The sequence below is a fragment of the Kribbella pittospori genome, from assembly GCF_004331465.1.
In the GTDB taxonomy this organism is placed as follows: Bacteria; Actinomycetota; Actinomycetes; order Propionibacteriales; family Kribbellaceae; genus Kribbella; species Kribbella pittospori.
This window is the reverse complement of the sequence record NZ_SJKB01000002.1, coordinates 316,643-328,561: the sequence shown is the minus strand read 5'-3', so window position 1 is coordinate 328,561 and position 11,919 is coordinate 316,643. Positions and strand designations below refer to the sequence as shown.

Annotated in this window: 11 protein-coding genes; 4 read left to right on the top strand and 7 right to left on the bottom strand. The window is 68.4% G+C overall.

All coding sequences use genetic code 11. The features are described from left to right. Positions 1 to 80: 80 nt before the first annotated feature. Genes E0H73_RS08055 through sdhC form a run of 4 tightly spaced genes read right to left on the bottom strand, consistent with a single transcriptional unit; the run spans position 81 to position 3,369 of the window. Positions 81 to 785 (bottom strand): succinate dehydrogenase iron-sulfur subunit, encoded by a 705-nt coding sequence (locus tag E0H73_RS08055; protein ID WP_131352858.1) that lies wholly within the window; start codon positions 783 to 785, stop codon positions 81 to 83. After that, the gene (gene sdhA / locus E0H73_RS08050; RefSeq protein WP_131352857.1) at positions 785 to 2,527 is read right to left on the bottom strand and encodes a succinate dehydrogenase flavoprotein subunit; all 1,743 of its coding nucleotides are present in this window, start codon (positions 2,525 to 2,527) and stop codon (positions 785 to 787) included. Before sdhA ends, E0H73_RS08055 begins: the two co-directional genes overlap by 1 nt. Positions 2,528 to 2,534: 7 nt before the next feature. Continuing rightward, positions 2,535 to 2,990 carry a succinate dehydrogenase hydrophobic membrane anchor subunit gene (locus E0H73_RS08045; RefSeq protein ID WP_131352856.1) on the bottom strand — a complete coding sequence of 152 codons (456 nt, stop codon included), beginning with the start codon at positions 2,988 to 2,990 and terminating at the stop codon, positions 2,535 to 2,537. Position 2,991: 1 nt separating this feature from the next. Next, positions 2,992 to 3,369 (bottom strand): succinate dehydrogenase, cytochrome b556 subunit, encoded by a 378-nt coding sequence (sdhC, locus tag E0H73_RS08040; protein WP_131352855.1) that lies wholly within the window; start codon positions 3,367 to 3,369, stop codon positions 2,992 to 2,994. Between the two features lie 136 nt (positions 3,370 to 3,505). Between sdhC and E0H73_RS08035 the strand changes: the two genes are divergently transcribed. After that, entirely contained in the window at positions 3,506 to 4,321 is an 816-nt protein-coding gene (locus E0H73_RS08035; RefSeq protein WP_131352854.1) for an MBL fold metallo-hydrolase, read from the top strand. Between the two features lie 106 nt (positions 4,322 to 4,427). Here E0H73_RS08035 and E0H73_RS08030 read toward each other — a convergent pair whose 3' ends face one another. The 3 genes from E0H73_RS08030 to E0H73_RS08020 all read right to left on the bottom strand — a co-directional run bounded on the left by E0H73_RS08030 (position 4,428) and on the right by E0H73_RS08020 (position 8,292). After that, positions 4,428 to 5,567 (bottom strand): glycosyltransferase, encoded by a 1,140-nt coding sequence (locus E0H73_RS08030; RefSeq protein WP_131352853.1) that lies wholly within the window; start codon positions 5,565 to 5,567, stop codon positions 4,428 to 4,430. A 76-nt stretch (positions 5,568 to 5,643) separates the two neighbouring features. Next, positions 5,644 to 6,768 carry a glycosyltransferase family 4 protein gene (locus E0H73_RS08025; RefSeq protein ID WP_202867253.1) on the bottom strand — a complete coding sequence of 375 codons (1,125 nt, stop codon included), beginning with the start codon at positions 6,766 to 6,768 and terminating at the stop codon, positions 5,644 to 5,646. 156 nt (positions 6,769 to 6,924) lie between these two features. Beyond that, entirely contained in the window at positions 6,925 to 8,292 is a 1,368-nt protein-coding gene (locus E0H73_RS08020) for a hypothetical protein (RefSeq protein ID WP_131352851.1), read from the bottom strand. 172 nt (positions 8,293 to 8,464) lie between these two features. Between E0H73_RS08020 and E0H73_RS08015 the strand changes: the two genes are divergently transcribed. From E0H73_RS08015 to E0H73_RS08005, 3 genes are all read left to right on the top strand, one after another. Continuing rightward, positions 8,465 to 10,045: an acyl-CoA mutase large subunit family protein gene (locus E0H73_RS08015; RefSeq protein ID WP_131352850.1), complete on the top strand. Its 1,581-nt coding sequence runs from the start codon at positions 8,465 to 8,467 to the stop codon at positions 10,043 to 10,045. Positions 10,046 to 10,124: 79 nt separating this feature from the next. After that, on the top strand, positions 10,125 to 10,757 hold the full coding sequence (locus E0H73_RS08010) for a hypothetical protein (protein WP_131352849.1): 633 nt from the start codon (positions 10,125 to 10,127) through the stop codon (positions 10,755 to 10,757). A 79-nt stretch (positions 10,758 to 10,836) separates the two neighbouring features. Continuing rightward, a complete protein-coding gene (locus E0H73_RS08005) occupies positions 10,837 to 11,847 on the top strand; it encodes a hypothetical protein (RefSeq protein WP_131352848.1) in 1,011 nt (336 codons plus the stop codon). Positions 11,848 to 11,919 lie beyond the last annotated feature (72 nt).

The window sequence follows — 11,919 nt, the reverse complement described above, 5'->3', positions numbered from 1 at the left end:
GCGGTGTTGGTGCAACAGCAACCAACCTCTGTCCCCACGACGGATGGGGGACAGAGGTTGGTTGGTGAATGTGAGCTAGCTCACACCCGGCGGAAGATCAGTGCGCGCTTGACCTCCTGGATCGCCTTGGTGACCTCGATGCCGCGCGGGCAGGCGTCGGTGCAGTTGAACGTGGTCCGGCAGCGCCAGACGCCTTCCTTGTCGTTCAGGATCTCCAGCCGCTGTTCGGTGCCCTCGTCGCGGCTGTCGAAGATGAACCGGTGCGCGCCCACGATCGCCTGCGGGCCGAAGTACTGGCCGTCGGACCAGAAGACCGGGCAGGACGTCGTACAGGCGGCGCACAGGATGCACTTGGTGGTGTCGTCGAAGCGGTCCCGGTCGGCCTGCGACTGGATCCGCTCCCGGGTCGGCTCGTGGCCGCTGGTGACCAGGAACGGCATCACCGCGCGGTACGCGTCGAAGAACGGCTCCATGTCGACGACCAGGTCCTTGAGCACCGGCAGGCCCTTGATCGGCTCGACGGTGATCTCCTTCTCCGGGTTCAGGTCCTTGATCAGCGTCTTGCAGGCCAGCCGGTTGCGGCCGTTGATCCGCATCGCGTCCGAGCCGCAGACACCGTGCGCGCAGGACCGCCGGAAGGTCAGCGTGCCGTCCTGCTCCCACTTGATCTTGTGCAGCGCGTCCAGCACCCGGTCGGTCGGCTGGAGGCTGACGGAGTACGTCTTCCACTCCGCTTCGTCGACGACCTCCGGGTTGTACCGCAGGACCTTGACCTTGACGTCCATCAGTACTTCCGCTCCATCGGCTTGTAACGGGTCTGGATGACCGGTTTGTAGTCGAGCCGGATGTTGACGTTGCCTTCGGCATCGAGCTCGCGATAGGCCATCGTGTGCCGCATGAAGTTGACGTCGTCGCGGGTGGCGTAGTCCTCCCGGAAGTGCCCGCCGCGGGACTCCTTGCGGGCCAGCGCGGACACCACCAGCACCTCGGCCAGGTCGAGCAGGAAGCCGAGCTCGACCGCCTCGAGCAGGTCGGTGTTGAAGCGTTTGCCCTTGTCCTGCACGCCGACGGAGGCGAACCGCAGCTTGAGCGCCTCGATGTCGACCAGCGCCTGCTTCAGCGAGCCTTCGGTCCGGTACACCTGCGCGTTCAGGTCCATCGTCGCCTGCAGGTCGGACCGGATCGCCGCGATCCGCTCCTCGCCGGTGGAGTTGCGCAGCCCTTCGACCAGTTCGACGACGTACGCCGAGGGGTCGTCCGGCAACTCCTCGAAGACGGCGGTTGCGGCGTACTCCGCGGCCGCGATGCCCGCGCGCCGGCCGAAGACGTTGATGTCGAGCAGCGAGTTCGTGCCCAGGCGGTTCGCGCCGTGCACGGACACACAGGCGACCTCACCCGCGGCGTACAGGCCCGGGATCACGTCGTCGTTGGTGGCCAGCGCCTCGCCCTTGATGTTGGTCGGGATGCCGCCCATCGCGTAGTGCGCGGTCGGGAACACCGGGATCTGCTCGGTGTACGGCTCCACGCCCAGATACGTCCGGGCGAACTCCGTGATGTCCGGCAGTTTCGCGTCGATGTGCGCGGGCTCCAGGTGGGTCAGGTCGAGCATCACGTACGCGCCGTCCGGACCGCAGCCGCGGCCCTCGCGGACCTCGTTGGCCATCGCCCGGGCGACCATGTCCCGCGGCGCCAGGTCCTTCACGGTCGGGGCGTACCGCTCCATGAACCGCTCGTTGTCCTTGTTCCGCAGGATGCCGCCCTCGCCACGGGCCGCCTCGGACAGCAGTACGCCGAGGCCGGCCAGGCCGGTCGGGTGGAACTGGAAGAACTCCATGTCCTCCAGCGGCAGGCCCTTGCGCCAGACGATGCCCATTCCGTCGCCGGTCAGCGTGTGCGCGTTGGACGTGGTCCGAAACACCTTGCCGAAGCCGCCGGAGGCGAAGATCACCGACTTGCCCGAGAACACGTGCAGCTCGCCGGTGGCCAGCTCGTAGGCGACCACACCGCTGGCCTTGCCGTCGGTCATCAGCAGGTCGAGAACGTAGTACTCGTTGAAGAATTCGACGTTCTGCTTGATGCACTGCTGGTACAGCGTCTGCAGGATCATGTGGCCGGTGCGGTCCGCCGCGAAGCAGGACCGGCGAACGACGGCCTCACCGTGGTTGCGGGTGTGCCCGCCGAAGAACCGCTGGTCGATCTTGCCCTCGGCGGTCCGGTTGAACGGCAGGCCCATCTTCTCCAGGTCGAGGACGGCGTCGACCGCCTCACGGCACATCACCTCGGCCGCGTCCTGGTCGACCAGGAAGTCGCCACCCTTGACCGTGTCGAAGGTGTGCCACTCCCAGTTGTCCTCCTCGACGTTGGCCAGCGCGGCGCACATGCCGCCCTGGGCCGCGCCGGTGTGCGACCGGGTCGGGTAGAGCTTGGTGAGCACCGCGGTCCGGGTCCGCTTGCTGGACTCGAGGGCGGCGCGCATGCCCGCTCCACCCGCGCCGACGATGATCACGTCGTACTGATGCTGTTGCATAACGTCCTTACTTACAGACCGACAGCGTGCTGCTGGGGTCGAGGCAGGGGTCGAACGTGAAGATCACCAGGGTGCCCAGTACGACGATGACGATCGCCGCCGTGATCAGCAAGGCCTTGAGCCAGAACCGGGTCTGGTCCTTCTCGGCGTAGTCGTTGATGATCGTGCGCAGCCCGTTGGTGCCGTGCAGCATGGCCAGCCACAGCATCAGCAGGTCCCAGACCTGCCACAGCGGGTTGGCCCACTTGCCGGCCACGAAACCGAAGTCCAGCGCGGTGATGCCGCCGCCGAGCATCAGGTTCACGAACAGGTGGCCGAGCACGAGGACGACCAGGGCCAGGCCGGACAGCCGCATGAACAGCCAGCTGTACAGCTCGAAGTTGGTCTGCCCGGAGCGGTTCCGGCCGCCGCCCTTCAGCGAGCGGGAGCGGGAGCTGGACCGGGGTGCGGCGATCTCCGACATCTCAGCCTCCGAACACGTGGGTCAGATGGCGGATGACGAACGGCACGAACAGCACCACCCAGATCACCCCGACGCCGATCATCAGCTGCCGCTGGTAGCGCGGGCCCTTGGCCCAGAAGTCCACCAGGATGAGCCGGATGCCGTTGAACGCGTGGAACAGGATCGCCGCCACCAGACCGACCTCGAGCAGGCCGACGATCGGGTTCTTGTAGGTGCCGATGACCTCGTTGTAGGCCTCCGGGGAGACCCGCACCAGCGCGGTGTCGAGCACGTGCACCAGCAGGAAGAAGAAGATCCCGACACCGGTGATCCGGTGCGCGACCCACGACCACATGCCCTCCCGGCCGCGATACAGCGTGCCGGCTGGTTTGCTGGGCACCAGATCCTCCTCGTACGCGTTCACCAGGTCGTCTTGATGCTAGACCCGCTCGTTGAGGTGAAATGTACTGACAGCTGTGACATCGATCGCGATGCGTGTGAGATCGGTCGCGTCGGCCGACTGAGGGGAGAACACGGTGAGTTTCTGGATCTGCGCGACCTGTGCGGTGGAGCACTCCGAACAAGTGGAGGTCTGCGCGATCTGCGCCGACGAGCGGCAGTGGGTGCCCGCCGACGGCCAGCACTGGACCACCCTGGAGGAGCTGGCCGCGGCCGGCACCGAGGTGACCATCGACGAGGTCGAGCCGAACCTGTACGGCGTCCGGTCGAAGCCGCCGGCCGGGATCGGCCAGCAGTCGATGCTGCTGGTGACGCCGGACGGCAGCCTGCTCTGGGACCCGATCGGGTTCGTCGACGACGACGCGGTCCGGCGGATCCGCGAACAGGGCGAGGTGGCCGGGATCATCGCGAGTCACCCACACATGTACGGCGTCCAGGTCGAATGGAGCCACCGGCTCGGTGACGTGCCGGTGTACGTCTCCGAGGCGGACGCGGAGTGGGTGGCCCGGCAGGACCCGGTGATCCGGACCTGGTCGGGCAAGCTGAACCCGTTGCCCGGAGTGACCGTCATCCAGCCGGGCGGGCATTTCCCGGGCAGTGCGGTGGTGCACTGGGCGGAGGGTGCCGAGGGCAAGGGTGTGATCCTGTCCGGGGACACGATCTTCGCCAACCCGGACCGGACCTCGGTCAGCTTCATGCGCAGCTATCCGAACCGGATCCCGCTGTCCGGCGCGGTCGTGGACCGGGTCGCTCGCGCGCTCGACCCGTTCGAGTACGACCGGCTGTACAACAACTTCGGTGCCTCGATCCCGGTCGACGCGAAGGCCGTCGTACGCCGGTCGGCCGATCGCCACGCGGCGTGGGTCCGCGGCGACTATGACCACCTGACCTGATCTGTACAGGACGACAGGAGGTACACCCCCAGCGGGCGCTGCAGTCACGCTCAGCCTGGCCCTGTGGACCGCCGGATCGGGCCGTACCTCCTGTCGAGCTGCACGGTCAAGCGGCCAGGCGCCCCTGGCCCAGCCGGGTGTGGAGGGCGAGCATGTGGCGGATGCAGAAGTCCCAGTCGTAGAGCTCGGCCCGGCGACGGGCCGCGGCTCTGCGTCCGGGCAGCTTCGCCAGGTCGAGTACGGCGTCCGCCAGCGCGACCGGGTTCGCCGAGGCCCAGCGACCACAGGTCTGGTCGACCAGTTCGCGCGCACCGCCGGTGTTCGCGGTGACGACCGGCGTACCGGCGGCGAGGGCTTCCAGGACGGCCAGGCCGAAGGTCTCGCCGGGGCAGACGGACAACGCGATATCCGCCTCGGCCAGGTGTGTCGCCAGGCGCTGGCGGCCGTCGACGTACCCGTGGAAAATGACCGGGGCGTCACCGGCGATCGCGACCAGCTCGTCCAGGTGAGGGCCGGAGCCGTAGACGTCCATGCGCAGGTTCACACCGCGGCGATGCAGCTCGGCCGCGGTGGCCACAGCCAGATGCGGGCTCTTCTCGCGGGACAGCCGGCCGGCGTGGACCAGCTTGAGTACGCCGTCGTCGACCGGCTCGGCCAGCGACGGGTGGAACGTGTCCAGATCGACCCCGAGCGGGATCCGGACCAGCGGCGTCGTCACCTCGTCGAACTCGGCAGCGGCGTACCGCGACGTCACCACGACCGCGTCGTACGTGCGGCTCAGGATCTTGTAGAGCGCGCCCACACCGGCGATGACGCCCTGGCGGTACTGCGCTCCTTCACCGCCGAGCCGCCGGGGCCGGGCGGTGTACAGCGACAGCATCGCGTCCAGGCGTTCGTGGCTGAACAGCACCGAGCCGATGTCGTTCTTGCGGGCCCAGCGCGCGACCGGCAGCAGCGTGGATTTGTCCGAGATCTCCACGGTGGTCGGCCGGAAACGCTCGAGCGTCTCGATCACCTTCCAGGGATCGGTGATGAGGCGGTACCCACCGGCGATCTTCAGGGCCTTCGTCCGGACCACGGTGCCGAACTCGGTGTCGATCGCCACGTCCCGTTCGCCCGGGGTGATCACGATCCGCTCGGCGCCGGCCTCGACGTACCCCTGACCGAGGTGCTCGATCGCGGTCCGCATCCCACCGGAGGTCGGCCCGACGAAGTTGGCCAGCTGGGCGATCCGCAGCAAGCTCATCGGCGTCCTCGCTTCGCTCCGGGCGCCGATGAGGCGCAAATCCGGCTGTGCTTTCTGATGAGCTCGCTCCGCTCGCTCATGCGACCCGCCGTACGGCTGCCGCCTCGCGCAGGACCTCGGCGTAGTGCCGGTCGACCAGATCGTCGACCACCGCCGGCCAGGTCCGGGACTGCACGCGTTCCAGGCCGCCGGCGGCCATCCGGCCGCGCGCCGTGGGGTGATCGAGGAGCGTCTTGACCGCCTCGCGCAGCGATCCGGGCTGGCCGGGTTCGAACAGCAGGCCGTTCTCGCCCGGATGGATCAGGTCGAGCGGGCCGCCCGCGGCCGGGCCGACGGTGGCCACCCCGGAGGCCTGCGCCTCCTGGATCGTCTGGCAGAACGTCTCGTGTTCCCCCGTGTGCACGAAGACGTCCAGCCCGGCGAAGATCGACGCCAGGTCGGCACCCCGGCGCATCCCCAGGAAGGTTGCGCTGGGCAAGGAGTGTTCCAGCGACACGCGGTCCGGTCCGTCGCCGACGACGACGATCCGGCAGTCCAGGTCGGTCAGTTCGGCGAGCCGGCGGACCTTCTTCTCCGCGGCCAGCCGGCCGACGTACCCGACGATCGGCTTGCCGTCCGGGGAGATCTCCCGGCGCCAGTTCTCGTCACGGTGACCGGGATCGAAGAGGTCCAGGTTCACGCCGCGGCCCCACAGATGGACCCGCGGTACGCCGCCCTGCACCAGCGCCTCCACCGACGCGGTCGACGGTGCGAGGGTGCGATCGGCCCGTGAGTGGGTACGCCGTACCCAGCGCCAGATCCCACGATCCGCGGCGGCGAACCAGGGGTACTGGCGGGCGAACCCGGCGATGTCGGTCTGGAAGATCGCCACTGTCGGCAGCCCGAGCCGGCGCGCCGCGCGCAGCCCGTAGGCCCCGATGATGAACGGCGAGGCGAGGTGGACCAGATCGGGATCGAAGTCGGCCATTGCCCGCTCGATCGACGGATCGGGCAGGCCGACCGGGAACTCCTTGTACCCAGGCGTGCGGAAGCTGCGGGCCCGGATCACGGGCACGTCGGCATAGCTGTCCGGACCGGGGCCGGGGGCAATGATCAGCAGCTCGTGCCCACGGGCACGCAGCCGATCGGCGACGTGGCGAGCCGTGTTCGCCACGCCATTGATCTGCGGCAGGAAGGTCTCAGCCACCATCACGATCCTCACAGCTGCGAGGTTCCCCACCGAGCATGAACCCTCGGCGACACCTTCGTGACACGGTGTGGATGCCCTGTCGACGGCTTCAGGGCCGCCGGGTGACTGGCACGTGACCACGGGGCTGCATCTGGTGAGTGCCCCGTGAACAGCGGGGCACCAGCGCGGTCAGCGGGTGAGCGTGGTGGTGACAGTGGCCTCCGGGTACCAGTTCTCGAAGTCCTTGTAGTGGGCGGTGAACGTGGTGGTACCGCGCGGGAGGGCGTAGGTAGCGGTGAAGGTGCCCGCCGAGGTCATCTCGGGGTTGCCGATGAGGCGGGCGGTCGAGCCGGCCGGCGTGGCGTACAGCTGCAGGAACTGCTGGTTGGTGGAGCTTCCGGGGCGCGAGTACGGCGACGTCCAGGTGACGGTGACAGACGCGGTGGACTTGGCCTTGCCGGATCCGGTGCGTGCCGCGACATGGAGGTCGGTGACCGGCGCCTTCGGCTGGTGCGCCGGTCCGAAGGAGTGCAGGAGCTGGACGTTCTGATACGTGTCGTCGTACGTGACCGCCCAGGCCCGGGTGCCGGTGGAGTTGAGCAGCAGGGTGCCCTTCCAGAGTTCGTCGGCGCTGCGGAAGTCGACGGCGTACGTCGGGGTCGTGCTGCCCTTGGCGTAGAACAGCACGTCGGCATCGTTGGAGCCGGTGCTCGAGCGGCCGACGGCGACCGTCGAGCTGTCGCCGGACCAGGCAGCGTCGGCCGGGTAGGCGCCGCTCGGGTACACCGCGGCGTCGGAGAGGTCGGCGAGTTTGTAGGAGTGGTGCTCGTACGGGTAGCCGGTGGTCTCGACGACCTCGGTGCCGTCGGGGCTGATGGCGTAGTCGACCAGGTTCTCGCCGGTGTTCTCGCGCCGGCTGACGATGGTCGGTGTGGCGCCCGAGACGTCGATGACGTACGTCGTGACCGGTGAGTACCCGGTGTCGCCGGCGACGAGCAGTCCGTTGGCCGCGCCGGCGATGATCGGGTGGTAGTTCGGGCCGTCGGTGTAGACCGTCGCCGCGGTCCCGGGCGCGGACCAGATCAGCAGGCCGGATGTGCCGAGACCGCAGTCCAGGAAGGCGGCGACGATCTTGTCTCCGGTCGGTTCGACGCTGTACACGCAGGCGCCCTTGGGGGCGTCGTACGTTGCCGAAGGCACCAATGTGTCCGCGTCCAGCGCGGTCACGCGGTCGTAGTCCTGAGTCACCAGGAGCTGCTGGTGGTCGTGGCTGAGAACCACGTCGGAGGCGCCGGTCACTGCCGTCAGCTTCGTCTGCAGCACGCCGTCAAGGTCGGTCACCACGAGCGGGAGGGTGCTGCCGGCGCCTTGCGCGAGGTACAGCCGGCCACGTGCTTCGTCGAGCTCCATGGCGCGGAGATCCTGGACCGGAAGCTGGGTCCCGACACTCTTCACCAGCATCGGCTCGTCGGCCGAGCTCGGTCCGGCGACCACCACGCCGACCGACACCGACATGATCAGAGCCAGGCCCCCGAGGGCCGGTCCACGCGCGCGCATCAAGAACTCCGGGTTGGTAGGCGGAAACCTCTTCCCCCGAAGCCGCCACAGCCTAGAAGGAATCCCACCACGCGGCAAAACGACCCCTTCCCGCATCTCTGTGCTTCAGCCCACATCGGTGGCGTGGGCTGGTGCATACCAGTGGGAGTGTGGTTCGGCCTACCGTGGGGGGATGAGTCATCGGAGTGAGTCGGGGTTCGAGTTCGCGCCGGTGTACGGGCCGGAGGTGCTGGACGGGTTCGAGCCGGGCGGCAAGCTGGGGGAGCCGGGGAAGTTCCCGTTCACCCGGGGTGTGTACCCGACGATGTACACCGAGCGGCCGTGGACCATGCGCCAGTACGCCGGGTTCGGCACCGCGGCGGAGTCGAACCAGCGGTACCACCAGCTGATCGACCACGGCACCATGGGCCTGTCGGTCGCCTTCGACCTGCCCACCCAGATGGGCTACGACTCCGACGCCCCGATCGCGCACGGCGAGGTCGGCAAGGTCGGTGTGGCGATCGACTCGATCGACGACATGCGGGTGCTGTTCGACCGGATCCCGCTGGACCAGGTGTCCACTTCGATGACCATCAACGCCCCCGGGTCGGTGCTCCTGCTGCTGTACCAACTGGTCGCCGAGGAGCAGGGCGTCGCCGGTGACAAGCTCACCGGCACGATCCAGAACGACGTACTGAAGGAGTACATCGCCCGCGGCACCTACATCTATCCCCCGAAGGAGTCGCTGCGGCTGATCAGCGACATCTTCGCGTACTGCAAGGCGGAACTGCCGCGCTGGAACACGATCTCGATCTCCGGCTACCACATGGCCGAGGCCGGCGCGACGCCCGCGCAGGAGATCGGCTTCACGCTGGCGGACGGGATCGAGTACGTCCGGGCCGCGGTCGCTTCCGGCCTGGACGTGGACGAGTTCGCGCCGCGACTGTCGTTCTTCTTCGTCGCCCGGACCACGCTGCTCGAGGAGGTGGCGAAGTTCCGTGCCGCCCGGCGGATCTGGGCGCGAGTGATGCGGGACGAGTTCGGCGCGAAGAACCCGAAGTCGATGATGCTGCGCTTCCACACCCAGACCGCGGGCGTCCAGCTCACCGCGCAGCAGCCCGAGGTCAACCTGGTCCGCGTCGCCGTCCAGGGACTGGCCGCCGTACTCGGTGGGACGCAGTCGCTGCACACCAACTCGTACGACGAGGCGATCGCGCTGCCGACCGAGAAGGCGGCCCGGCTCGCGCTGCGCACCCAGCAGGTGCTCGCGTACGAGACCGACGTGACCGCCACCGTCGACCCGTTCGCCGGCTCGTACGTCGTCGAGTCGCTCACCGACGAGGTGGAGGCGGCCGCGGTCGAGTTGATGGATCAGGTCGAGGAGTACGGCGGTGCGGTCGCCGCGATCGAGAAGGGCTTCCAGAAGCAGGAGATCGAGCGGTCGGCGTACGCGATCGCGCAGGAGATCGACTCGGCCGAGCGTGTCGTCGTCGGGATGAACAAGTTCAGGATCGCCGAGGAAGAGCCGTACGAACCGCTCCGGGTCGACCCCGCGATCGAGGCCCAGCAGGTCGAACGCCTGGCCAAGCTCCGCGCCGAACGCGACCAGCCGGCAGTCGACGAAGCCCTGGCTGCCCTGAAGAAGGCGGCCGAAGGCAATGCCAACTGCCTTTACCCGATGAAACAGGCGCTCAAGGCCCGAGCAACCGTGGGCGAAGTCTGCAACACCCTCAGGGATGTGTGGGGTGTCTACGTCCCCGCCGACACCTTCTGACCCGAGCTTCTGACCCGAGCCGATATGGTCCGCTCGAACGCTAGCGTTGAGCGGACCTGCGGGTCGAGAGGGGTTGGCGATGGGGCGTCGAGGTATGGCGGTCGTCGGGGTGGTGCTGGGTCTGCTGGTGTCCGCCGGTTGCGGCCCTGGCGACGACGAGGGCGGTGGTCTGCCGACCTTGGGGCCGGAGTCGAGCGGGCAGCCGACCAGCGCGAGTACGACTCCGGGAGAGACGACTGCTTCCCCGACGACAGGGTCTTCGAGCGGCGGGCCGCCGAACACGATCGCGGTGCACCGGCGCAAGGTCGTGGCCGCGTCGACCTCGGACAAGGCGGCCGCGGACGCGTTCATCAAGTACATCGAGGTCCGGCTGACGGCGTACCACAAGGTCCAGGTCGATCTCGACGCGCTGGGCAAGACGGCGACCGGCGACGCGCTGAACGCCGTTCGCTCCGACGTCGCCGGGCTGCGCAGTCGCGGCCAGCACACGGTCGGCGAGGTGTGGGTGGACGTTCCCAAGGTGACCGCGCGCGGGTCGGCCGCGACGCTGACCTCGTGCATGGTGAACACCACGGTCGATGTGGATGCGAAGGGCAAGCCGCTCAGCGCGCCGAAGCCCTTCTACAACATCACCAGCACGCTCCAACTGGGCGGCGGCAAGGTCTGGCTGGTCAAGACGATCAAGTTCGGTGGCGACAGCCCCTGCCATTGACGCAACCGAACCGCGTCATAGAACGTCTGAGTCCACGTCTCGATAGAGTTGGTACGACCAGACCTGGGGAGTAGCCACCATGAAGCGCACAGTAATCGCCACCGCCCTGGCGGGACTTGCTGCGGCGGCGGTCACGGCCGCGCCGGCGCATGCCGGCGGTGGACTCGAGCAGTCCGGTGACGGTGGCTACAAGATCTCCGTCAGCGTCACGATCACCAGCGACTCCGGTGCCGTGGTGCAGAGCGGCGGTACGTCGCTCGCCGTCGCGCCGACCTGCTGGTGGGAGCTGTACAACCCCGACATCGGCGGCAACGACGCGACCACGCCCGAGGGCTTCCAGAAGTTCTACGACGAGTCGATCCCGCTGCTGAGTGGGCACGCCGCGGCGGGCCGGCTGTCGATGCCGGACGCCGACGAGGTGAAGCGGGTGACGGAGGCGGCGAAGAACGGGACGAAGTACCGCTGGTACAGCCTGCGCTGCCAGGAGGGCCACAACGGTGTCGACGAGGGGTACACCAAGTCCGGCGGCAACTACTACGGCACCGAGATCGGCATCGGCTACGCCGCGTTCATCCAGGGCCAGGAGCCGGAGCCGTACGTCGCCCCGGAGGACCTCGCGACCTCGCTGTGGGACTTCGCCCAGCAGGGGCTGACCGACCCGGCGATCGACCGCAACCCGAAGGTCAGCGCGAACGGCGGCGCCACGCTGGTGAACGTACCGACCTGGTTCTGGGTGACCAACCCGGCGACCGCGCTCGCCGACGACGGCAAGCTGCACCTGACGGCCACCGCCGGGAACACGACGGTGACGCTGGACGCGCAGAGCAACGGTGTCGCCTTTACCTCGCCGGCCGGCTCCACCTCGTGCTCGGTCAACCAGGCCAAGTACGCGTACGGCGCGGGCGCCTCGGAGGGTTCGGCCTGCACGATCTCGTTCGACCGGTCGAGCGCCGGCTGGCCGGTGACCGCCAGCACCACCTGGGGCGGCACCTGGTCCGGCAACGACGGCACCGGCGCAGCGCTGCCCGAGGTCTACCACTCGACCACCGTCAACGTCCCGGTCGTCGAGGTCCAGGTCCCGAACCGCTGACCCTGTAGGGCGTGTCTCCCCATCCCACGCCTACTGCGCGGCACTCGGCGGGCACCTCGCTGAGCTGGAGCG

Coding starts and splice junctions, on each gene's coding strand:
- E0H73_RS08055 (WP_131352858.1), bottom strand. CDS start 785: ATGGACGTCAAGGTCAAGGTCCTGCGGTACAACCCGGAGGTCGTCGAC.
- sdhA (WP_131352857.1), bottom strand. CDS start 2,527: ATGCAACAGCATCAGTACGACGTGATCATCGTCGGCGCGGGTGGAGCG.
- E0H73_RS08045 (WP_131352856.1), bottom strand. CDS start 2,990: ATGTCGGAGATCGCCGCACCCCGGTCCAGCTCCCGCTCCCGCTCGCTG.
- E0H73_RS08030 (WP_131352853.1), bottom strand. CDS start 5,567: ATGAGCTTGCTGCGGATCGCCCAGCTGGCCAACTTCGTCGGGCCGACC.
- E0H73_RS08020 (WP_131352851.1), bottom strand. CDS start 8,292: ATGCGCGCGCGTGGACCGGCCCTCGGGGGCCTGGCTCTGATCATGTCG.
- E0H73_RS08015 (WP_131352850.1), top strand. CDS start 8,465: ATGAGTCATCGGAGTGAGTCGGGGTTCGAGTTCGCGCCGGTGTACGGG.
- E0H73_RS08010 (WP_131352849.1), top strand. CDS start 10,125: ATGGGGCGTCGAGGTATGGCGGTCGTCGGGGTGGTGCTGGGTCTGCTG.
- E0H73_RS08005 (WP_131352848.1), top strand. CDS start 10,837: ATGAAGCGCACAGTAATCGCCACCGCCCTGGCGGGACTTGCTGCGGCG.